The sequence below is a fragment of the Arenimonas sp. MALMAid1274 genome, assembly GCF_049195245.1.
In the GTDB taxonomy this organism is placed as follows: Bacteria; Pseudomonadota; Gammaproteobacteria; order Xanthomonadales; family Xanthomonadaceae; genus Arenimonas.
In genome coordinates, this window is the sequence record NZ_JBMIRR010000027.1 from 216,086 (window position 1) to 237,540 (window position 21,455).

Genomic DNA, 21,455 nt, shown 5'->3' on the forward strand with positions numbered 1-21,455 from the left:
GCCTCAGCGGCCGCTGAATTCCGGCTTGCGTCGGGCCAGGAAGGCGCCCGTGCCTTCCTTCATGTCCTGGGTGGAGAAGGCCACGGCGAACACCTGGGTCTCGTAGTCCAGGCCCGCCTCGAGCGGGCCGTCACCGCCGGTGATCACCGCATCGAGCACGCCGCGCAGCGCCTGCGGCGCGGACGCGGCCAGCTGGTCGGCGACACGGTCGGTCTCGGCCTCCAGCTGATCGGCGGCGACCACGCGGGTGGCGATGCCCAGTTGCAGCGCGCGCGCCGCGTCGATGGGCTGGCCCAGCAGGCACAGCTCCAGCGCGGCGCCGCGACCGGCCAGGCGCAGCAGCCGCTGCGTGCCGCCGAAGCCCGGCACCAGGCCCAGGTTCACCTCCGGCTGCCCGATCTTCGCGGTGTCCGCCAGGATCCGCAGGTGGCAGGCCATGGCCAGCTCCAGGCCACCGCCCAGCGCGAAGCCGTTGACCATCGCCAGCACCGGCTTGCCCAGGGTTTCGATGCGGCGCATCAGGGCCTGGCCGTGGCGCGAGAAATCGCGCGCCTGCACGGGGCTCAAACCGTTCATTTCGGCGATGTCGGCGCCCGCGACGAAGGCCTTGGGGCCGGCGCCGGTGAGCACCACCACGCGCACCGCGTCGTCACGGCCGGCGGCCTCGAAGGCCTGGTGCAGGTCGGTGAGGGTGGCGTGGTTAAGCGCGTTGAGCTTGTCGGGGCGGTTGAGCGTGATGCGCCGGACCGCGCCGCGATCCTCGACGAGCAGGTTGCTGGAAACCATGAAAACTCCGTTAATTGGGGCTGCGGCGGGAACTTGCGGGCGCCATCGCCGGTCGATGCAGGGGTCCGGGCCCGGTGTCAGTAGCGGTTCAGCCGTGCCGGGGCTATCCTAGCGCGGCCTTCGGGGCCCCACATTGCCCCGGTTTCAACCACTGGAGATTTCCTGATGAAGTTGCGTCTGTTGGCTGCCTCCGTGGCGGCCCTTGGTCTGAGCGCCGGCATTGCCCTGGCCCAGACCGCCCCGGCCCCCGCCCCGCAGGCCCAGCCCGCGCCGCCGCCGGTCAACAAGCCGGTCCTGAGCTACGCCATCGGTTACGACCTGGGCAAGGACCTCGCCGACCGCGGCGTCGATGTGGACATCAACGCGGTGATCCGCGCCGTGCAGGACGGTTACGCCAAGAAGGCGCCGACCACCCCGCAGGCGCAGCTCGACGCCCAGCTGGCCGGTCTGCAGCAGCGCATGATGGCCAAGGCCCGCTCCGATTTCGAAGCGATGGCGCGCGACAACAAGGCCAAGTCCGATGCCTTCCTGGCCGCCAACCGCAGCAAGCCGGGTGTCACGCTGCTCCCGGGCAGCAACATCCAGTACCGCGTGATCGAGCCGGGCACCGGCGCCAAGCCGACCGCCTCGAGCAAGGTGCAGATGCACTACCGCGGTTCGGTGTCCAGCGGCCAGGAGTTCGCCAACACCTACAACCAGCAGACCCCGACCCCGGCCTCGTTCACCGTGTCCGAGTTCCCGATCAAGGGCGTCCAGACCGCGCTGCTGCAGATGCCGGCCGGTTCCCGCTGGGAGGTCTACCTGCCTGCCGACCAGGCTTTCGGCAACGACCCGCGTTCGCCGGTCGGTCCGGGCCAGGCGCTGGTGTTCGACATCAAGCTGGTTTCGGTCGGCCAGTAATCGCAATCAGCCGCCGCGCCGGGTCCTCCGGCGCGGCGGTTTTGCGTTTGTGACCCCATGAATCCCGTTTTCCGCGCCGTGCTCAGTCCCTGCATCGGCATCTGCTCGCTGGACGCACAGGGCCTGTGCGAAGGCTGCCACCGCAGCTCGGCCGAGATCGCCCGCTGGGGCCAGATGAACGACGACGAGCGCCTGCACCTGATGGAAGTGGTCCTGCCGCGCCGCGAGGCGCATCGCGGGTGAACCCGGCCTTCGATCCCTTCGATCGATTGCCGCGCGCGCTGCATCCGCTGGCCCGGGCCCCCGACGGCCCCGGCTGGAACCACGCCGAACTGGCCGACCTGCTGCCCGCCGAGACCCCGCTGCGGCCGGCCGCCGTGCTGGTGGCGCTCGTCGAGAGGACCTACGGCCCGCAGGTGCTGCTCACCCGGCGCACCGAAGCCCTGCGCCACCATGCAGGACAGATCAGCTTCCCGGGTGGCCGCATCGAGCCCGAGGACCCCGACCCGGTCGCCGCGGCGCTGCGCGAGGCGCATGAGGAAGTTGGCCTGGAGGCCGCGCTATCCTCGCCGCTGGGTTACCTGGATCCCTTCGTCACCATCACCGGCTTCCACGTGTATCCGGTGGTGGCCACGGTGTCGGACCGTTACGTGCCGCGCCTGGATCCGTCGGAAGTGGCCGAGGCCTTTGAAGTGCCGCTGGCCTTCCTGCTCGATCCCGCGAACGTGCGCGAACAGGAAGTGGACTGGCAGGGCAAAAGGCGCAAGCTGCTGGAGTTCCAGTACCTGCAGCACCGCATCTGGGGCGCCACTGCGGCGATGCTGGTGAACTTCCGCCACCGTCTGGAGCAGGCCGGATGAACTGGACCACGCTGGTTACTGCGGCCGATCTCGCGGCCAGCCTCGGGGCGGCGGACCTGGTGGTGGTGGATTGCCGCCATGTCCTGGCCGACGCCGACGCGGGCGAGCAGACCTGGCGCGCGGGGCACCTGCCCGGCGCGGGCCACGTGCATCTGGACCGGGATCTGTCCGACCACCGCAAGCCGGCGGCGCAGGGCCGGCATCCGCTGCCGGACGCGGCGGACTTCACCGCCGTTCTGCGGCGGCTGGGCATCGGCCCCGGCACCCAAGTGGTGGCCTATGACGCCGGCGAGGGCGCGATGGCGGCTGCGCGTTTCTGGTGGCTGCTGCGACTGCTCGGACACGCACGCGTAGCCGTGCTGGACGGCGGGCTGGCGGCATGGACCGCGCGCGGCCTGCCGCTGGAAACGGCAATCCCTGCGCACGAGCCTGGCGATTACGCCGGCCAGTTCGACCTGGCGCAGGTCGCCGACGTGCAGGAAGTGATGTCGCGCCTGCACGAAGCGCCGGGCTGGCTGCTCGACGCACGGGCACCCGAGCGTTTCCGCGGGGAGGTCGAACCGCTGGACCCGGTGGCCGGCCACGTGCCCGGCGCGCGCAACCGCCCTTACGCGTACAACCTGGTGCAGGGCGTGTTCAAGCCGGCAGGGAAACTGCGCGAGGAGTTCCTGGCGCTGATCGGCAGTCGGGATCCGGCGGAGGTGGTGCTGGGCTGCGGCTCGGGCGTCACCGCCTGCCACAACCTGCTGGCGATGGAGCACGCGGGCCTGCACGGCGCACGCATCTACGCCGGCTCATGGAGCGGGTGGGTCAGCGACCGCGCGCGTCCGGTGGCGACCGGCGCGGCCTCATAGCCGCACGCCGCCGCCCGGTTCCGCGTAGGCGCGAACGCGCACCAGCGCCACGCCATCCACGGTCATGGTCCACTGACCCTCGACCTGCGCCGGTGCACGGCTGACCTTGAAACGCGCGCTGAGCGGGCCGATGCCGATCTTGAAGCCGCTGGTGGTGAAGTCGTGGGCCGGACCGCTGATGCGGGTGCTGCGGCCTTCGCGCTCGCGTTCGTATCGGGAATCGCCGTCGGGCTGGATGTCCAGGCGCATGCCCGGGCCTTCCCAGAGGCCGATGTAGTCGCGGTGGTCGGTGGGCACCGGTTTGGTGCAGGCCACCAGCAGCCCCAGCACCAGCAGCATCAGCAGCCGTTTCACTTCTTCAGCCTCGCCACCAGCGCCTGCAGCGCCGCCTGCGTGCCGGCCGAATACCAGTCGTCGAGGAAGCCGTCGAGCAGGTGGTCGTCGAAGCCGTCCAGCGCCGCCACCAGGTCGGCGCGCGCGATGGTGCGGGTGGCCTGCATCGAGGCGGCCGGCAGCTTGAGCAGTTCCTCGAGCCAATGCACGGCCCGCGCGGTGACGTGCTCGGCATCGGTGAGTTCGTCCACCAGGCCGATCGCCTGCGCGTGTTCGGCTTCCACCAGGGCGCCCGAGACCAGCAGGCGCTCGGCGCGGTAGGTGCCGACCACGCGGCGCATCAGGTACTGGATGGCGTCGGGCGCCACCAGGCCCACCTGCACTTCATTCAGGCCGATGCGGAAGGGACCGCGCGCCATGATGCGGTAGTCGCAGCACAGCGCCAGCACGCAGCCGCCGGCGGGGCTGTGGCCGCCGATGGCGGCAACCACCGGCACCGGCGAGCGGGCGATCGCCCGCGCCGCCGAGAACAGCGTGGACCAGCCGGCCCGCAGTTCGTCGCGGTCCAGGCCCATCAGGTGCGGCACGTCCATGCCGCCGGAGAAGACCTTGTCGCCGCCGGTGAGGATGATGCCGCGCGCACCCTCCGCGGGCGCCGCCTGCACGGCCACGCGCAGCGCCGTGAGCAGTTCGGGCGTGAGCGCGTTCACGGGGGGCCGCGCCAGGCGGATTTCCTGCAGCGATCCGTGGCGGTGGAGTTGGATGCTCATCGCGGGCCTCAATCGATCTTGACGTCGGGAGCCCAACGATACCGCACCGTGTAGGTCAGACGCGCCTCGCCGCCGGCCGGGACCGGCAGGTCGAAGGTGGTGGTCTGGGCGTCGCGCTTGCTGGCCGGCACGCTGCTGGCGGTCACCTCCCAGTCGCTCCAGCGCGGCAGCGGTTCGACCACGCGCACCACGGCCGCTTCCGACTTGGCGTTGCGCACCAGCACGCTGACGCGCTCCTCCATCTGGCGGCCGGCGCGGTCCACGCGGAAGTCTTCGCGGGTGCGTTCGGCGACCAGGTCGAACACGGTGCCCAGGTCCAGCTCCACCCGCGACTTGGCGGCCGTGTGCGGAAGGCTGGCTTCGCCGAGCAGATCCTTGCCGTCGAAAACGCGCACCCGGCCGGCCGGCAGCGGCACGCCCAGGCCCGCGGGCTTGGTGTTCTCGAAGGCGAGGCTGGCTATGACCGGCTGCGGACCGGTGCCGGAATTGAAGTTGGGATCCAGCATCGGCTGCGGCGGACGCCAGCCGCCGAAGTTGGCCCGGGTTTCGTAGCGTCGTTGGCAGGCCAGGCCACGCGCCGGATCGAGCAGCGGCACGCGCTGCACGCTGCCCTGCGACAGCATGCTGGTGCCGGGCAGGCGGTAGGCGTGGTACTCGCCCGAGGCCACCGCTTCCGGGGCCGGCGGCGCTGCGGCGAAGGCCATGTCGCTCTGTTCCCGCGCGTAGACGCGGGACGGCCCGGACACTGGCGTGCGGTTGGGTTCGCCGGCCACCAGGGTCAGCGCCACCGGGCCGAAGTCGGCGCCGGAGCGGTTGACCACCATCGCCGCGCCTTCCAGGTCCATGCGGCAGGCCTGCACGCCGCCGCTCAGGTCGGCCTGGTATTCCGCGCGCCAAGCCAGGCCGGCGGTCGCATAGGCCAGGTCGAAGTCCTGCCGCCCCGCGGAACCCGCCTGCAGGTCCCAGGCCAGCGTGGGTTCGTTGACCATGCCGTCGGGCAGGCGGGACAGTTCGAAGCTGGAGAAGCTGGAAAGCACTTTCACGCGGCCATCGGGAAGGCGCAGCGTGAGTCCGCCGCCAGTGGCCATCAGCACGCCGGTGTGGGTCTGGCGGGTGTCGCCGACCGGCTGCTCGACCGTGACGGTCTGGCCGATCGCGCGGCGCAGCAGTTCGTCCTGGCCGGCGAGCGCGAAGTCGAAGCGCTGGCCGTCCACGCGGGCCTGGCCGCGCGGGCGCAGCCGCACCGAGCTGGCGTCGAGGGCGGCGGGCAGTTGCCCCAGCCTCACGCTGGTCCGGCCCGTGGCCAAGTCAAAAGACACCATCGACTCGTAGAGCGCGAAGCCCGGGCCGCCGGGAGAGGCTTCGGACTGCACCACGGCATCGTAGTCGCCGCTGTAGACGGTGAGGCTGGCGGGGGCGGCGTGTGTGTCGTCGGCGCTGGCGAGGGCGGCGACGAGGGCGAGGGCAAGCGGGGCGGTTTTCATCCATCAACTCCAGGGGCGCGTGGGATTATCATAGGGCGATGAACGTCCCACGCTGGTTCCTGGGGTTGTGGCTGGCCGGCCTGTCTTCAGCTTCGGTTGGGGCCGCGCCTGCGTGCGCGCCGGTGATCGACCAGGGCTGGGTGCGCGCCGCGCCGCCGGGAGCCGCCACGCTGGCCGGGTATCTGGTGCTGAAGAATCCCTGCGATGCCGCGGTGTCGGTCGTGGATGTGGAAAGCCTGGACTTCGCCATGCCGATGATCCATCGCACCGAGGAGGTCGACGGCGTCAGCCGCATGCGCGCGGCCGGCAGACTCGAGGTGCCCGCACGCGGCGAGCTGCGTTTTGCGCCGGGCGGCCTGCACCTGATGCTGATGAAGCCGCCCAAGCCGCTGCCCGAGGGCAGCCGCGTCAGGCTGCGCCTGGTGCTGGCGGACGGTCGTCGCGTCTATTCCGAGCTGCCGGTCCGGCGTCAGGCGCCCTGAGTCGCGTCAGGCGGCGCCGTTGGCGCGCCCGGTGCCAGGCTCAGTCCGCGCAGGCCGCGCGCACGGCCGCGGGCAGTGGCACCGACTGGCCCTGCGCGTCCACCCAGACCAGCACGGTGTGGCCATCGCAGTACAGCACGTCGGCATCGGTGGTCGACGTGATGCGATGCGCGAGGGTGAGGCTCTTGTTGCCCAGGCGCTCGGCGAGCAGTTCCACCCGCAGGGTTTCAGGCCAGCCGATCGGACGACGGTAGTTGACGGTCACCGCCGCCATGATCGGCGCGGCGGCGGCGCCGGCCCAGTCGGGCGTCAGCGACTTGAACCAGCGCACGCGCGCTTCCTCGATGTAGCCCAGATAGCTGGCGTTGTTGACGTGGTTGAAGGCGTCCATGTCGCGCCAGCGCACTTCCAGGTCCACCGCGTGCACGACCTTGTTCATGGGCGCTTCTTCCGGCGGGGGGCGGCGACGCCCGGGTTGGGAGTGGTCTTGGCCGGCGTGCTGGCCAGCATGCGCGCCAGGAACTGGCCGGTGTGCGACTCGGTGATCGTGGCCAGGTGCTCGGGCGTGCCCTCGGCCAGGATGCGGCCACCGCGATGGCCACCCTCGGGGCCCAGGTCCACGATCCAGTCGGCGGTCTTGATCACGTCCAGGTTGTGCTCGATCACCACGATGGTGTTGCCGTCGTCGCGCAGCTTGTGCAGCACGGCCAGCAGGTGCTCGATGTCGTGGAAGTGCAGGCCGGTGGTGGGCTCGTCCAGAATGTAAAGCGTGCGGCCGGTGTCGCGGCGGCTGAGTTCCTTCGACAGCTTCACGCGCTGGGCTTCGCCGCCCGACAGGGTGGTGGCCGACTGGCCGAGCTTGATGTAGCTCAGGCCCACGTCCATCAGCGTCTCGAGCTTGCGGGCCAGGGTCGGCACCGGCTCGAACAGCTTCAGGGCGTCCTCGACCGTCATGTCCAGCACGTCGTGCACGTTGTAGCCCTTGTAGCGGATCTCCAGCGTCTCGCGGTTGTAGCGCTTGCCGTGGCAGACGTCGCAGGGCACGTACACGTCGGGCAGGAAGTGCATCTCGACCTTGATCAGGCCATCGCCCTGGCAGGCCTCGCAGCGTCCGCCGCGCACGTTGAAGCTGAAGCGGCCCGGCGAATAGCCGCGGGCGCGCGCCTCGGGCACCTGCGCGAACAGTTCGCGCAGCGGCGTGAACAGCCCGGTGTAGGTGGCCGGATTCGAACGCGGCGTGCGGCCGATCGGCGACTGGTCGATGTCCACCACCTTGTCGAACAGCTCCATGCCCTGGATTTCGCGATGCGCCGCCGGCGTGTGCGAGGCGCCGTTGAGCTCGTTGGCGGCCAGGTGGTAGAGCGTGTCGTTGACCAGCGTGGACTTGCCCGAGCCCGACACGCCGGTGATGCAGGTGAACAGCCCCGCGGGGATGTGCAGGTCCACGTCCTTGAGGTTGTTGCCGGTGGCGCCCAGCAGCTTCAGCATCATCTTCGGATTGGGCTTGTGGCGCTTGGCCGGGATCTCGATGCGGCGCTTGCCCGACAGGTAGGCGCCGGTGATCGAGCGCGGGGCCTTGAGCACATCGGCATAGCTGCCCTGGGCCACCACTTCGCCGCCGTGCACGCCCGCGCCGGGACCGATGTCCACGATGTGGTCGGCCAGGCGGATCGCGTCCTCGTCGTGCTCGACCACGATCACGGTGTTGCCCATGTCGCGCAGGCGCGTGAGCGTGCCGAGCAGGCGCTCGTTGTCGCGCTGGTGCAGGCCGATGGAGGGCTCGTCGAGCACGTACATCACGCCCACCAGGCCGGCGCCGATCTGGCTGGCCAGGCGGATGCGCTGGGCTTCGCCGCCCGAGAGGCTGTCGGCCTTGCGCTCCAGCGTGAGGTAATCCAGGCCCACGTCCACCAGGAAACGCAGGCGGTCGCGGATTTCCTTGACGATCTTGGTGGCGATCTCGCCGCGCCAGCCCGAGAGCTTCAGGCCGGAGAAGAACGCCAGTGACTCGTCCACCGGCAGTTGCGTGATCTGCGGCAGGTTGCGTTCGGCCACGAAGACGTTGCGCGCCGAACGGTTGAGCCGGGCGCCGCCGCAGTCGGGGCAGGCGCGGTCGGAGATGTACTTGGCCAGCTCTTCCTTCACCGCCTGGGACTCGGTCTCGCGGTAGCGGCGCTCGAGGTTGGGCACGATGCCCTCGAACTTGTGCTTGCGCACGGTGCGGCCGCCGGACTCGGTGAGGTAGGTGAAGCTGATGACCTCGTTGCCGCTGCCGTACAGCACTGCCTGCCGGACCTTTTCATCCAGCTCGTTCCAGTGGGTGTCGGCGCTGAAGCCGTAGTGCTTGGCCAGCGAGGCGATGAGCTGGAAGTAGTAGGCGTTGCGGCGGTCCCAGCCGCGCACGGCGCCGGCCGCCAGGCTCAGCTCGGGGTGCACCACCACGCGCGAGGGATCGAAGAACTGGGTGATGCCCAGGCCATCGCAGGCCGGGCAGGCGCCGACGGGCGAGTTGAAGGAAAACAGGCGCGGCTCGAGTTCCGGCAGGGCGTAATCGCAGGCGGGGCAGCTGAACTTGGACGAGAACAGCAGGGGCGCGGCGGATTCGTCGTCCAGGTCCTGCACCTGGGCCAGGCCGTCGCCCAGCTTGAGTGCGGTTTCGAAGCTTTCGGCCAGGCGCTGCTTGAGGTCCTCGCGGGGCTTGAAGCGGTCGATCACGGCCTCGATGGTGTGCTTCTGGCGCAGGGCCAGCGCCGGCACGGCGTCGAGCTCGTGCAGTGCGCCGTTCACCCGCACGCGCACGAAGCCCTGGGCGCGCAGCTGGTCGAAGACCTGGGCGTGCTCGCCCTTGCGCTCGCGGATCACCGGGGCCAGCAGCATGTAGCGGCGGTCCTCGGGCAGGGCCAGCACCTGGTCCACCATCTGGCCCACGGTCTGGGCCTCGAGCGGGTAGTGGTGGTCCGGGCAGCGGGGCGTGCCGACCCGCGCGAACAGCAGCCGCAGGTAGTCGTAGACCTCGGTGATGGTGCCGACGGTCGACCGCGGGTTGTGCGAGGTGGACTTCTGCTCGATCGAGATGGCCGGGGACAGGCCCTCGATGTGGTCCACGTCGGGCTTTTCCATCACGCTCAGGAACTGCCGGGCATAGGCCGACAGCGACTCGACGTAGCGGCGCTGGCCCTCGGCATAGATGGTGTCGAAGGCCAGGGAGGACTTGCCCGAGCCGGACAGGCCCGTGATGACGATGAGCTTGTCCCGGGGCAGGTCCAGGTCGATGTTCTTGAGGTTGTGGGTGCGGGCACCGCGGATGCGGATCGTGTCCATGCGCCTGGGGGTGGCTCCGGAAGGGGCAGCCGGGCAGTCTAGCAAACCCGCGCGGGCCGGCCGTGACCCCCGCGTGGACGCGGGCAAAAGCCAGCCCTGACAGGGGCTTACCGAACCCCTGATCGCGTACCAGGTACGTTTTCTTTGGCCGGTGAGACACGGGCCCAACCCCTGTCTCATCGGCCAAAGAAAACATACCTGGTACGTTGGCTTTCGTTGGCTTTCGCTTACGGGTGGGAAGGGTTTGACCGGAAAGGGGTTTTTCCCCTAGAATTCCGCTTCTGTCCCGTTGACCGCGGGCAGGCATGCTCAAAATAACTACTAGAGGAATCCACGGTCATGTACGCAATCATCGTCACCGGCGGTAAACAGTACCGCGTCATGCAGGGCGAGACCCTGAAGGTCGAGAAGATCGACCTGGAAGAAGGCAAGAGCTTCAATATCGACAGCGTCCTGATGATCGGCAACGGCGACACCGTCACCGTCGGCACGCCGAACCTGGCCGGCGCGGTGGTCACCGCCACCGTCAAGTCGCACGGCCGCCTGGACAAGGTCCGCATCGTCAAGTTCCGTCGCCGCAAGCACCATCGCAAGCAGATGGGCCACCGGCAGTACTTCACCGAAATCGAAATCACCGGCATCGCCGGCTAAGCCCGAGGAGATAACGTCATGGCACAGAAAAAAGGCGTAGGCTCGTCCCGCAACGGCCGCGATTCGAACCCGAAATACCTCGGCGTGAAGATGTATGGCGGCCAGGCGATCGAAGCCGGCAACATCATCGTCCGCCAGCGCGGCACCGAGTACCACCCGGGCATGGGCGTCGGCCTCGGCCGCGACCACACCCTGTTCGCCCTCATCGATGGCGTGGTGGACTTCTCGGTCAAGGGTCCCAACAAGCGTCGCACCGTGAGCGTGGTGCCGGCGGCCTGAACCGCCAACGGCATCGCCTGAAGGGCCCCGCTTCGGCGGGGCTTTTCGTTTCAGAACCCGGCTTTTCCCGCGGGCGCCCTTCACGGCGCGGCGCGGACGGCCCACAATCGCGGCGGACGGCTCGTCCTTCCGCACGGGAAGCACCCAGTGAAATTCGTCGATGAAGCCCAGATCATGGTGTACGCCGGAAAAGGCGGCAACGGCTGCATCAGCTTCCGCCGCGAGAAGTTCATTCCGCTCGGAGGCCCCGACGGCGGCGATGGCGGCAACGGCGGCAGCGTGTTCCTCGAGGCCGACGAGAACCTCAACACCCTGATCGACTTCCGCCACCAGCGCCAGTTCCGCGCCCAGAGCGGGCAGAGCGGCATGGGCCGCCAGGCCTTCGGCAAGGCCGGCGACGACATCGTCATCCGAGTCCCCATCGGCACCGAAGTGATCAACGTCGAGACCGACGAAATCATCGGCGACCTCACCGCGCACGGCGACCGCCTGCTGGTAGCGCAGGGCGGCATCGGCGGCAAGGGCAACGTGCACTTCAAGAGTTCGGTCAACCGCGCGCCGCGCAAGGCCGGCACCGGCACGCCCGGCGAGGAGCGCGAGATCCGGCTTGAGATGAAGCTGCTGGCCGACGTCGGCCTGCTGGGCTTCCCCAATGCGGGCAAGTCCACCTTCATCCGCGCGGTCTCGGCCGCGACGCCGAAGGTGGCCGACTATCCCTTCACCACCCTGCACCCGAACCTGGGCGTGGTCAGCGTCGAGATGGACCGCAGCTTCGTGATCGCCGACATCCCCGGCCTGATCGAGGGCGCGGCCGACGGCGCCGGCCTGGGCAGCCTGTTCCTGCGCCACGTGCAGCGCACGCGCGTGCTGCTGCACCTGGTGGACATGGCGCCGTTCGACGAGGGCGTGGACCCGGTGACGCAGGTGCGCGCGATCGAAAACGAACTGCGCAAGTACGACCCCGGCATGCTGGAGAAGCCGCGCTGGCTGGTGCTGAACAAGTGCGACCTGATCCCCGAGGACGAGCGCCAGGCGCGCGCCGAGGCGGTGATCCGCGAACTGGACTGGAAGGAGCCGTGGTTCATGGCCTCGGCCATCGGTCGCGAGGGCACCTGGCCGATCGTGCTGCGCATCCAGCAGTTCTTCGATGACCGCAAGGCGGCGGCCCTGGAAGCGGCCGAAGACGTGGCTGCCCGCGCGGAGATGGCCCGCAATGCCTGAGGCCGCGGCGGTGCAGGGCAGGCAGGCCGCCCGCGGACCTGCCGGATTCCAGGCAGCAAAAAGGCCGGCTTGCGCCGGCCTTTTTTCGACCCTGTCGCGGGCGCCCTGCGGCGCCGGCGGCTCAGGCCTGCTTGAGCGCCTTGATGTGGGCGCTGATGCGGCTCTTGTGGCGGGCCGCCTTGTTGCGGTGGATCAGGCCACGGGCCGAGTAGCGGTCCAGGATCGGCTGGGCGGTCGCGAAGGCGGCTTCGGCGCCGGCGGCGTCCTTGGCTTCCAGGGCCTTGATGACCTTCTTCACGGCGGTACGCAGCATGGAACGCTGGCTGGCATTGCGGGCGTTGCGGACGACGGTCTGCTTGGCGCGCTTCTTGGCGGACTTGATGTTGGCCACGGAGGGCTCCTGAAATCGATGGTTGGTGGCCGGATCGGTGGGAACCGGCGGGAATTTTTGGGCACTGGCCTGCGGACAGGCCGGGGTGGAGCTGGAAAGACCCGAAATTATGGAGGATTCAGTAGCTTGAGTCAATTCCCCCGCAGCGCCCGGAGGGCAGGGCCATGAGCCGGGGCGGCCTGCTGCGCTCGACCGCGGTTTTCAGCGGCATGACCTTCCTCTCGCGCCTGGCCGGCCTGGCCCGCGACCAGATCCAGGCCACGCTGTTCGGCACCGGCCCGGCAGTCAGCGCCTTCGTGGTGGCCTACCGCATCCCCAACTACCTGCGCCGCATCTTCGCCGAAGGCTCGTTCGCCTCGGCCTTCGTGCCGGTGCTGTCGGAGCTGCACCAGCGCGGCGACAAGGCCGCCCTGCAGGATTTCCTGGACCACGTGGCCGGCGCCCTGCTGGCGGTGGTGCTGGCCATCACCGGCCTGGGCATGCTGCTGGCGCCCTGGATCGCCCGGCTGTTCCTGCTGTTCGCGGGCAAGGATTCCGAGCAGGTGGCCCTGACGGCCGACATGCTGCGCATCACCTTTCCCTATCTGGCCTTCATCTCGATGACGGCCATGGCGGGCGCAGTGCTCAACAGCATGCGCCGCTTCGGGCTGCCGGCCTTCACGCCGGTGCTGCACAACCTGGGCGTGATCGCCGCGATGGTGGGCCTGGCCTCGTATTTCGAGGTGCGCGAGTTCGCGCTGGCCTGGGGCGTGTTCATCGCCGGCCTGCTGCAGCTGCTGCTGCTGTGGCCGGCGCTGGGCCGGCTGGGCATGGCGCCGCGGATGCGGCTGGATTTCCGCCACCCGGGCGTGCGCAAGGTGTTCGGCCTGATGCTGCCGACCATCTTTTCCTCGTCGGTGTCCCAGCTCAACCTGCTGGTGGGCACCATGTTCGCGTCCCTGCTGATCGTCAACGCGCAGGCCTGGCTGTACTACTCCGACCGGCTGGTGGAATTCCCGCTGGGCCTGTTCGGCGTGGCGATCGGCACGGTGATCCTGCCGCACCTCTCGCGCCGCTTCGCCGACACCGACACCGCCGGCTACTCGCAGGCGCTGGACTGGGGCCTGAAGCTGGTGGCCCTGGTCAGCGTGCCCGCCGCGCTGGGCCTGGCGCTGATGGCCGAACCGCTGTGCGCCACGCTGTTCCAGTACGGCCAGTTCGGCGCCCGCGACACCGACATGGTGGCGGCCAGCGTGATCGCAATGAGCGTGGGCGTGCCGGCCTTCATGCTCAGCAAGGTGCTGCTGCCGGCGTTCTACGCGCGGCAGGACACCCGCACGCCGATGCGGGCGGCGGTGATCACGGTCTTCATCAACGTGGTGCTGACGGCCCTGCTGGTGACGCCGCTCTGGTACTGGGGCTATGGCGCGGCCCATGGCGGCATTGCGCTGGCCACCGCGCTGGCCGGCATCGCCAACGCGGCCCTGCTCTGGCGCTACCTGATCCGGCAGGGCGTGTACCGCGCCCGCGAAGGCTGGCTGCGCCTGTTCCTGCAGATCGGACTGGCCTCGGTGCTGATGGCCGCGGCCGTGGTGGCCGCCCGGGTGCAGCTTGGCGACTGGGCGCAGCTCGGCCCCTGGTACCTGCGCGTGGCCTGGCTGCTGGGCGTGGTGGCGGCCGGCGCCCTGGCCTATGGCCTGGGCCTGTTGGCCGCCGGCCTGCGCCCGCGCCACGTGCGCGAGGCCTGAGCGGCCGCTGACGCTATACTTTTGCGCATGAGCAAGCTGTTCCGCGACGTCGAGGGCAGGTCCCCCTGCCCCCAGGGCAGCGTGGTCTGCATCGGTGCCTTCGATGGCCTCCACCCGGGGCACCGGGCCCTGGTCGGCCACGTGCTGGCGCGTGCCCGTGCGCGCGGGCTGGCCGCGGTGGCCCTGAGCTTCGAGCCGCTGCCGCGCGAATTCTTCGGCGGCAAGCAGGCCCCGCCGCGGCTGCTGCTGCCGCGCGCCAAGTTCGAGGGCCTGCGTGCGCTGGGCATGGACGCGGTCGGACTGCTGCGCTTCAACGCGGCGATGGCCGCGATGGGCGCGGAAGAGTTCGTGCAGCGCGTGCTGGTGCAGCGGCTGTCGGCGCGGGAAGTGTGGGTGGGCCCGGACTTCCGCTTCGGCCACGGCCGCCGGGGCGACCTGGCCTTGCTTGAGCAGATGGGCGAGGCACTCGGCTTCCAGGCCGGGGCGATCGCCCCGGTGCAGTCCGGCGGCGAGCGCGTATCGAGCACGGTGCTGCGGCAGCGGCTGGCCGACGGCGACCTCGAGGGCGTGGCCCGCGTGCTGGGCCGGCGCTACGCGATCTCCGGCAAGGTGGTGCGCGGCAAGCAGCTGGGGCGCAAGCTCGGCTACCCTACGGCCAACCTTCGCCTGGCGGGCAAGCGGCCGGCGCTGTCGGGCATCTACGCCACCTGGGTGCATGGCATCGGGCCGGAGCCGCGCGCCAGCGTGTCCAGCCTGGGCACCCGGCCGACGGTGCAGGGCGTGGAGCCGCTGCTCGAGGCGCATGTGTTCGACTTCGACGGCGACCTGTACGGCCGCCGCATCGAAGTGGAGTTCGTCGCCAAGCTGCGCGATGAAGAGAAGTTCGACGATTTGCCCGCCCTGGTCCGGCAGATGGACCTGGATGCGGCGCAAGCCCGGCGCGTGCTGCGCCACGACATGGAAAAACGCGGAGCGTTGGCGTGACCGATAACGGCGGCAAGGACTACAAGCACACCATCAGCCTGCCGGAGACGGCGTTCCCGATGCGCGGCGACCTGCCCAAGCGCGAGCCCGGCATCCTGGCCGGCTGGCAGCAGCAGGGGCTGTACGCCCAGGTGCGTGCGCACGCCAAGGGCCGGCCGCTGTTCGTGCTGCACGACGGCCCGCCCTATGCCAATGGCTCGATCCACATCGGCCATGCGGTGAACAAGATCCTCAAGGACATGGTGGTCAAGTCCCGGCTGATGTCCGGCTTCGACGCGCCCTATGTTCCGGGCTGGGACTGCCACGGCCTGCCGATCGAACTGGTGGTGGAGAAGAAGCACGGCAAGGTTGGCGACAAGCTCGACGCCGCGCAGTTCCGCGCCAAGTGCCGCGAGTACGCCGGCGAGCAGATCGCCGGGCAGTCGAAGGATTTCCAGCGCCTCGGCGTGCTGGGTGACTGGGACCATCCCTACCGCACCATGGACTTCGCCTTCGAAGCCGACATGCTGCGCTCGCTGGCGAAGATCATCGAACGCGGCCACCTGGCGCGCGGCGTCAAGCCGGTGCACTGGTGCTTCGACTGCGGCTCGGCCCTGGCCGAAGCCGAGATCGAATACGCCGACAAGACCTCGCCGATGGTGGACGTGGCCTACGACGCCCGCGACCCGCAGGCGCTGGCGGGAAAGTTCGGGGTCGAGCCGGGTGATGCGATCGTGGCCGTGCCGATCTGGACCACCACGCCCTGGACGCTGCCGGCCAGCCTGGCGGTGACGCTGGGCGCCGACATCGACTACGTGCTGGTGGAAGGCCCGGCCCGCGCCGGACGCCGCCAGCTGCTGGTGCTGGCCGAGGCGCTGTCGGAAGAGGCCCTGGCGCGTTACGGCGCGGGCCCGGCAACGGTGCTCGGCCGCACGACCGGATCGGCCCTCGAGGGCCTGGTGCTGCAGCATCCCTTCTACGAGCGCGTGATCCCGCTGCTGCTGGGCGAACACGTCACCACCGACGCCGGCACCGGCGCCGTGCACACCGCGCCCGGCCACGGCCAGGAGGACTACCAGGTCAGCCTCAAGTACGGCCTGATGGACAAGTACAGCGCGCCCGAGATCAACCCGCTGGGCGGCAACGGCGTCTACCTGCCGGGCACGCCCATCTTCGCGGGCCAGTACCTGTGGAAGGCCAACGACACCATCACCGCGCTGCTGGCCGAGCGCGGTGTGCTGCTGGCCTCGGGCAAGCTCACCCACAGCTACCCGCACTGCTGGCGGCACAAGTCGCCCGTGGCCTTCCGGGCCACGCCGCAGTGGTTCATTTCGATGGAGCAGGCCGGCCTGCGTCCGGACGCGCTGGCTGCGATCAAGCAGGTCGGCTGGGTGCCGGAGTGGGGCGAGGCGCGCATCAACGGCATGATCGAGGGCCGCCCGGACTGGTGCATCAGCCGCCAGCGCACCTGGGGCGTGCCGATCGCGCTGTTCGTGCACAACGTCAGCGGCGAGCCGCATCCGCGCTCGGTCGAGCTGATGCGCACGGTCGCCGACCGGGTGCAGGCCGCCGGCACCGATGCCTGGTTCTCGCTGGATCCGGCCGAACTGCTGGGCGCCGAAGCCGGCGACTACCACAAGATCACCGACATCCTGGACGTCTGGTTCGACTCGGGCGTGACGCATGAGGGCGTGCTCGCCGCGCGCGCCGCGCACGGCCTGCACAAGCCCGCCGATCTTTATCTTGAGGGTTCGGACCAGCATCGCGGCTGGTTCCAGAGCTCGCTGCTCACCGGCATCGCGATGGACGGGCAGGCGCCTTACCGCCAGGTGCTGACGCACGGATTCACCGTGGATGCGCAGGGCCGCAAGATGTCCAAATCTATCGGCAACACGGTGGAGCCGCAGAAGGTGAACGACACCCTGGGCGCCGACGTGCTGCGCCTGTGGGTCGCGTCCACCGACTACCGCAACGAGATGTCGGTGTCGGACGAGATCCTCAAGCGCACGGCCGACGCCTACCGCCGCATCCGCAACACCGCGCGCTTCCTGCTCGGCAACCTGCACGGCTTCGATCCCGCCACGCACCTGCTGCCCAACGATCGCCTGCTGCTGCTCGACCGGTGGGCGGTGCACCGCGCGCACGCGCTGCAGCTGGACATCCAGGCCGCCTACGAACGCTACGACTTCGCCGCCGTGGTGGCCAAGGTGCAGAACTTCTGCACCGGCGACCTGGGCTCGGTGTACCTGGACGTGACCAAGGACCGCCTGTACACGATGCCGGTGGACAGCGAAGGACGACGCTCGGCCCAGAGTGCGATGTACCGCATCGCCGAGGCGCTGGTGCGCTGGCTGGCGCCGGTGCTCAGCTTCACTGCCGACGAACTCTGGAACCACCTGCCGGGCCGGCGCGAGGACAATGTGCTGTTCGCGACCTGGTACGAAGGCCTGGCGCCGCTGCCGGCCGACGGCGTGCTGTCGGCCGATGGTTTTGACCGCCTGCTGGCCCTGCGCGAGGCGGTGAGCAAGGTGCTCGAGCCGATGCGCGCCAACGGCGCCATCGGCGCTTCGCTGGAAGCCGAGGTGGATCTCTATGCCGACGAATCCACCCTGTCCCTGCTGGCCCCGGTGGCCGACGAGCTGCGCTTCTTCTTCATCACCTCGCGCTTCGACCTCAAGCCGGTGGCCGCCAGCCCGGAGGGCGGGGCGGGTCCCTGGATCCATGCCGTATCCACCACCCACGCCAAGTGCGTGCGCTGCTGGCACTACCGCGCCGACGTGGGCAGCCACGCCGACGATCCCGAGCTGTGCGGTCGCTGCGTGGCCAACGTCAGCGGCGCCGGCGAAACGCGGCGGTGGTTCTGATGTCACGCTCGCGTCCCAGCGCGCTGTCCTGGCTGGGCCTGTCGGCCGTGCTGATCGTGGCCGACCAGGCCAGCAAGTGGCTGGCCCTTGCCAGGCTGCAGTACGCCCAGCCGGTGCCGGTGATCGATGGCTTCTGGAACTGGACGCTGGTCTACAACTACGGCGCCGCCTTCAGCTTCCTGTCCGATGCCGGGGGCTGGCAGCGCTGGTTCTTCGCGGGCCTGGCCGTGGTGATCAGCGCGGTGCTGGTGGGCCTGCTGGCCCGCACGCCGCGCGCCGACTGGCGCACCGCGCTGCCCTACGCCCTGGTGGTGGCGGGCGCGCTGGGCAACCTGGTGGACCGCGTGCGCTACGGCTACGTGGTGGATTTCATCGACTGGTACCTGGGCTTCTCCGACTGGCCGCACTGGCCGGCCTTCAACATCGCCGATGCCTGCATCGTGGTGGGCGCGGTGCTGCTGGTGCTGTTCAGCTTCGGATCGGATACCGCGCCGGAAAAGGGCCGATAATTCCGCCATGGACGTCCTGCTCGCCAATCCCCGTGGTTTCTGCGCCGGCGTCGACCGCGCCATCGAGATCGTCAAGCGCGCGATCGAGTCGCTGGGCGCGCCCATCTACGTGCGCCATGAAGTCGTGCACAACCGCTTCGTGGTCGAGGACCTGCGCCAGCGCGGCGCGGTCTTCGTCGAAGAACTCGATGAAGTGCCGGCCGGGGCCACCGTGATCTTCAGCGCGCACGGCGTGTCGCAGGCCGTGCGCATCGAGGCCGAGCGCCGCGGCCTGAAGGTGTTCGACGCCACCTGCCCGCTGGTGACCAAGGTGCACATCGAAGTGGCGCGGCATTGCCGCGCCGGCCGCGACGTGATCCTGATCGGCCATGCCGGCCACCCCGAGGTGGAAGGCACCATGGGGCAGTGGAAGCGCGAGTATGGCGAAGGCCGCATCTACCTGGTCGAGGACGTGGGCGGCGTGGCCACGCTGGAGGTCAACCAGCCCGACCAGCTGGCCTACACCACCCAGACCACGCTGTCGGTGGACGACACCCAGGAAATCATCCAGGCCCTGAAGGTCCGCTTCCCCGCGATCCAGGGGCCGAAGCACGACGACATCTGCTACGCCACCCAGAACCGCCAGGACGCCGTGCGCCTGCTGGCCGGCCGCTGCGAGGTGGTGCTGGTGGTCGGCTCGGTGAACAGCTCCAACTCCAACCGCCTGCGCGAGCTGGCCGAGAAGCAGGGCGCCGCGGCCTACCTGATCGACGGCGCCGAGTGCATCGACCCGGCCTGGGTGGCCGGCGCCAGCCGCGTGGGCGTCACGGCCGGGGCCTCGGCCCCGGAAGTGCTGGTGCAGGGCGTGGTCTCGCGGCTGCGCGAACTGGGCGCCGGCCTGGTGGACCACCTGGAGGGCGAGCCGGAGAACGTGGTCTTCGCCCTGCCCAAGGAACTGCGCATCAGCCTGGTAAATTGACCCGGACCGGCCGCAAGGCCTAGAATTCGCGCCTTCCGCCGGAATAGCTCAGTTGGTAGAGCGGCGCATTCGTAATGCGTAGGTCGTAGGTTCGATTCCTATTTCCGGCACCATCACCCCCGCACGGACCGACCGGGACGTGTGGGCACGAGCCCGGCGCTGCTGCCGGAGCCCGGCCATCAGCCCGCCTTTCGGCGGGCTTTTGTTTTGCGGATCGCGTCCGCAGTGCATTGCGCATGAGGGTGCCGCCGCAAACTGCCCGGGGATTTTTGATTCGGCACTAACGGGCCAGCGCCTAGGCTAGTCGGATGACCACTACGCCCGCTACCGCCGCGCCCGACGCACGCCTGCACATCGTCATCAACGCCGCGTCCGGCAGCCACGATGGCGAGCAGACCATCGCCACCATTGCCGGCATCCTGGACGAGGCCGGCCGGGCGCATCAGTTCCTGCGCATCGACGACCCGTCGCGCATCAGCGAGGTGGCCGCTGAAGCAGTACGCCATGCTAAGCAGGACCAGGGCATCGTGGTGGCGGTGGGCGGCGACGGCACCCTCAATGCGGTGGCGCAGGCGGTGCTCGGCAGCGGCTGCGTCTACGCCGTGTTGCCGCAGGGCACCTTCAACTATTTCGGGCGCGTCAACGGCATTTCCCAGGACATCGAGGTCGCCACCCGCGCGCTGCTGCGCGGCCAGGTCGAGCCCGTGCAGGTGGGTCGGGTGAACGGCCGCGTTTTTCTGGTCAACGCCAGCCTCGGCCTGTATCCGCAGGTGCTGCAGGACCGCGAGGCGGCCAAGAAACAGATGGGGCGCAGCCGCTGGGTGGCGCTCTTCTCGGGGCTTCGCACCCTGCTGAGCCATCGCCGCCAGCTGCAGCTGGACATCGAGACGGCAGGGCAGCGCCGCAGCGTGCGCACGCCCACCCTGTTCGTCGGCAACAACCAGCTGCAGCTCGAACGCATCGGGATCGCCGAGGAAGCGGCGCTGGAGCAGGGCAGGCTGGCCGGCGTGATGGTTCGACCCACCGGGACGTGGTCCATGCTGGGCCTGGCCCTGCGCGGCGCGCTGGGCCGGCTGGGCGATGCCGACAACGTGGAGAGCTTCGCTTTCCGGCGCCTGACCGTGCAGCCGCGCGGCCAGCGCAGGAGCAAGGTGGCGATCGACGGCGAGATCCTGTGGATGACCCCGCCCCTGGTATTCGATGTGTCGCCGGAGCCGCTTTCCCTGCTGGCGCCGCGCCCCGAGGACCGGGTGGCGGTGGAATGAGCCTGCTGCTCCAGGTCTCGGATCCGCATTTCGGCACCGAGCGCGCGGACGTGGTGCAGGCGCTGGCCGCGCTCGCTGAGACGAAACGACCGGACGTGCTGGTGCTGTCGGGCGACATCACGCAGCGCGCGCGACGTTCGCAGTTCGACGCCGCGGCCAGGCTGTGCGACCGCCTGGCGATCGCGCGCCACGTGGTGATTCCAGGCAACCACGACATTCCCCTGTTCGACCTCGCGACGCGCCTGTTCAATCCCTACCGTCTTTACCGCCGGACGTTTGGCGACGCGCTGGAGCCCGAGCTGGACCTGCCCGACCTGCTGGTGCTGGCGGTGAAGACCACCCGCCGCTACCGGCACAAGAATGGCGAAGTCTCGCCTGCGCAGGTGGAGCGGGTCGCCGCGCGCCTGCGCCAGGCCGCGCCGGGGCAACTGCGCGTGGTCGTGACGCACCAGCCGCTGGATGTTCCCTATCGCCACGAAGAGCACAACCTGGCGCGCGGCCACGAAACCGCCGTGCACGCCTGGGTGCAGGCCGGTGCCGACGTGGTCATGGGTGGCCATATCCACCTGCCTTTCATCCGGCCCCTGTCGGCGCGCTACCCGACCCTGCGCCGGCGCGCCTGGTGCGTGCAGGCGGGTACGGCCGTGTCCACGCGCGTGCGCGACGGACTGCCCAACTCGGTGAACCTGGTGGAGACCACGGGCGCGGGCTTCGCCTTCACCGAGCGTTGGGATTACCTCGAGGGCAGCGGTTTCCTGATGGCCGAACGGGTCGAGATGGCCCTGGACAGAAGCCCGGCCTGATCACCGTCCACCTGTCTCGTTGCCTGCGACCGCG

Annotated in this window: 20 protein-coding genes, 1 tRNA gene and 1 pseudogene; 15 read left to right on the top strand and 7 right to left on the bottom strand. The window is 69.7% G+C overall.

Translation table 11 applies throughout. The features are described from left to right. Positions 1 to 3: 3 nt before the first annotated feature. A complete protein-coding gene (locus ACOQFR_RS09385) occupies positions 4 to 786 on the bottom strand; it encodes an enoyl-CoA hydratase/isomerase family protein (RefSeq protein WP_421381231.1) in 783 nt (260 codons plus the stop codon). 165 nt (positions 787 to 951) lie between these two features. Here ACOQFR_RS09385 and ACOQFR_RS09390 point away from each other — a divergent pair, with 165 nt between their 5' ends. The 3 genes and pseudogenes from ACOQFR_RS09390 to ACOQFR_RS09400 all read left to right on the top strand — a co-directional run bounded on the left by ACOQFR_RS09390 (position 952) and on the right by ACOQFR_RS09400 (position 3,400). Then, positions 952 to 1,686: an FKBP-type peptidyl-prolyl cis-trans isomerase N-terminal domain-containing protein gene (locus ACOQFR_RS09390; RefSeq protein ID WP_421381233.1), complete on the top strand. Its 735-nt coding sequence runs from the start codon at positions 952 to 954 to the stop codon at positions 1,684 to 1,686. 57 nt (positions 1,687 to 1,743) lie between these two features. Continuing rightward, positions 1,744 to 2,546: pseudogene (locus ACOQFR_RS09395) on the top strand (NUDIX hydrolase). After that, positions 2,543 to 3,400 carry a sulfurtransferase gene (locus tag ACOQFR_RS09400; RefSeq protein ID WP_421381235.1) on the top strand — a complete coding sequence of 286 codons (858 nt, stop codon included), beginning with the start codon at positions 2,543 to 2,545 and terminating at the stop codon, positions 3,398 to 3,400. Before ACOQFR_RS09395 ends, ACOQFR_RS09400 begins: the two are co-directional and overlap by 4 nt. Here the strand turns inward: ACOQFR_RS09400 and ACOQFR_RS09405 are convergent. The 3 genes from ACOQFR_RS09405 to ACOQFR_RS09415 are packed head-to-tail and all read right to left on the bottom strand — an operon-like array spanning position 3,395 to position 5,987. Further along, the gene (locus ACOQFR_RS09405) at positions 3,395 to 3,754 is read right to left on the bottom strand and encodes a hypothetical protein (protein WP_421381237.1); all 360 of its coding nucleotides are present in this window, start codon (positions 3,752 to 3,754) and stop codon (positions 3,395 to 3,397) included. The two genes, ACOQFR_RS09400 and ACOQFR_RS09405, sit on opposite strands and share 6 nt — an antisense overlap. Further along, entirely contained in the window at positions 3,751 to 4,503 is a 753-nt protein-coding gene (locus ACOQFR_RS09410; RefSeq protein WP_421381239.1) for an enoyl-CoA hydratase/isomerase family protein, read from the bottom strand. The genes ACOQFR_RS09405 and ACOQFR_RS09410 overlap by 4 nt, the downstream gene beginning before the upstream one ends. A gap of 8 nt (positions 4,504 to 4,511) precedes the next feature. After that, positions 4,512 to 5,987, bottom strand: a complete 1,476-nt coding sequence (locus tag ACOQFR_RS09415; RefSeq protein ID WP_421381241.1) for a DUF4139 domain-containing protein — start codon at positions 5,985 to 5,987, stop codon at positions 4,512 to 4,514. Positions 5,988 to 6,025: 38 nt separating this feature from the next. Between ACOQFR_RS09415 and ACOQFR_RS09420 the strand changes: the two genes are divergently transcribed. Beyond that, complete coding sequence (locus ACOQFR_RS09420) at positions 6,026 to 6,469, top strand: copper chaperone PCu(A)C (protein ID WP_421381243.1); 444 nt, start codon at positions 6,026 to 6,028, stop codon at positions 6,467 to 6,469. A 40-nt stretch (positions 6,470 to 6,509) separates the two neighbouring features. Here the strand turns inward: ACOQFR_RS09420 and ACOQFR_RS09425 are convergent, their stop codons facing one another. After that, positions 6,510 to 6,908: an acyl-CoA thioesterase gene (locus ACOQFR_RS09425; RefSeq protein WP_421381245.1), complete on the bottom strand. Its 399-nt coding sequence runs from the start codon at positions 6,906 to 6,908 to the stop codon at positions 6,510 to 6,512. After that, positions 6,905 to 9,790 (bottom strand): excinuclease ABC subunit UvrA, encoded by a 2,886-nt coding sequence (gene uvrA, locus ACOQFR_RS09430; protein ID WP_421381247.1) that lies wholly within the window; start codon positions 9,788 to 9,790, stop codon positions 6,905 to 6,907. The genes ACOQFR_RS09425 and uvrA overlap by 4 nt, the downstream gene beginning before the upstream one ends. 339 nt (positions 9,791 to 10,129) lie before the next feature. Between uvrA and rplU the strand changes: the two genes are divergently transcribed. The 3 genes from rplU (at position 10,130) to cgtA (ending at position 11,941) form a co-directional block, all read left to right on the top strand. Further along, positions 10,130 to 10,441 (top strand): 50S ribosomal protein L21, encoded by a 312-nt coding sequence (gene rplU, locus ACOQFR_RS09435; protein WP_421381249.1) that lies wholly within the window; start codon positions 10,130 to 10,132, stop codon positions 10,439 to 10,441. Positions 10,442 to 10,459: 18 nt separating this feature from the next. Further along, positions 10,460 to 10,720, top strand: a complete 261-nt coding sequence (rpmA, locus tag ACOQFR_RS09440) for a 50S ribosomal protein L27 (protein ID WP_421381251.1) — start codon at positions 10,460 to 10,462, stop codon at positions 10,718 to 10,720. A 147-nt stretch (positions 10,721 to 10,867) separates the two neighbouring features. Beyond that, on the top strand, positions 10,868 to 11,941 hold the full coding sequence (gene cgtA, locus ACOQFR_RS09445) for an Obg family GTPase CgtA (protein ID WP_421381253.1): 1,074 nt from the start codon (positions 10,868 to 10,870) through the stop codon (positions 11,939 to 11,941). Between the two features lie 121 nt (positions 11,942 to 12,062). On the opposite strand, the gene rpsT is transcribed toward cgtA, so the two are convergent. Continuing rightward, positions 12,063 to 12,332, bottom strand: a complete 270-nt coding sequence (gene rpsT / locus ACOQFR_RS09450) for a 30S ribosomal protein S20 (RefSeq protein ID WP_034215061.1) — start codon at positions 12,330 to 12,332, stop codon at positions 12,063 to 12,065. Between the two features lie 164 nt (positions 12,333 to 12,496). Here rpsT and murJ point away from each other — a divergent pair, with 164 nt between their 5' ends. The 8 genes from murJ (at position 12,497) to ACOQFR_RS09490 (ending at position 21,421) form a co-directional block, all read left to right on the top strand. After that, positions 12,497 to 14,059 (top strand): murein biosynthesis integral membrane protein MurJ, encoded by a 1,563-nt coding sequence (gene murJ / locus ACOQFR_RS09455; protein ID WP_421381256.1) that lies wholly within the window; start codon positions 12,497 to 12,499, stop codon positions 14,057 to 14,059. A 27-nt stretch (positions 14,060 to 14,086) separates the two neighbouring features. After that, positions 14,087 to 15,043 carry a bifunctional riboflavin kinase/FAD synthetase gene (locus ACOQFR_RS09460; protein WP_421381258.1) on the top strand — a complete coding sequence of 319 codons (957 nt, stop codon included), beginning with the start codon at positions 14,087 to 14,089 and terminating at the stop codon, positions 15,041 to 15,043. Positions 15,044 to 15,102: 59 nt separating this feature from the next. Then, a complete protein-coding gene (gene ileS / locus ACOQFR_RS09465; protein ID WP_421383255.1) occupies positions 15,103 to 17,886 on the top strand; it encodes an isoleucine--tRNA ligase in 2,784 nt (927 codons plus the stop codon). Beyond that, the gene (lspA, locus tag ACOQFR_RS09470) at positions 17,883 to 18,395 is read left to right on the top strand and encodes a signal peptidase II (protein WP_421383257.1); all 513 of its coding nucleotides are present in this window, start codon (positions 17,883 to 17,885) and stop codon (positions 18,393 to 18,395) included. The genes ileS and lspA overlap by 4 nt, the downstream gene beginning before the upstream one ends. A 7-nt stretch (positions 18,396 to 18,402) precedes the next feature. After that, positions 18,403 to 19,353, top strand: a complete 951-nt coding sequence (gene ispH, locus ACOQFR_RS09475; protein ID WP_421381260.1) for a 4-hydroxy-3-methylbut-2-enyl diphosphate reductase — start codon at positions 18,403 to 18,405, stop codon at positions 19,351 to 19,353. Positions 19,354 to 19,390: 37 nt separating this feature from the next. Continuing rightward, positions 19,391 to 19,466, top strand: a tRNA-Thr gene (locus tag ACOQFR_RS09480). 195 nt (positions 19,467 to 19,661) lie between these two features. After that, complete coding sequence (locus ACOQFR_RS09485) at positions 19,662 to 20,618, top strand: diacylglycerol/lipid kinase family protein (RefSeq protein ID WP_421381262.1); 957 nt, start codon at positions 19,662 to 19,664, stop codon at positions 20,616 to 20,618. Continuing rightward, on the top strand, positions 20,615 to 21,421 hold the full coding sequence (locus ACOQFR_RS09490) for a metallophosphoesterase family protein (RefSeq protein ID WP_421381264.1): 807 nt from the start codon (positions 20,615 to 20,617) through the stop codon (positions 21,419 to 21,421). Before ACOQFR_RS09485 ends, ACOQFR_RS09490 begins: the two co-directional genes overlap by 4 nt. The last annotated feature ends 34 nt before the right edge of the window (positions 21,422 to 21,455 follow it).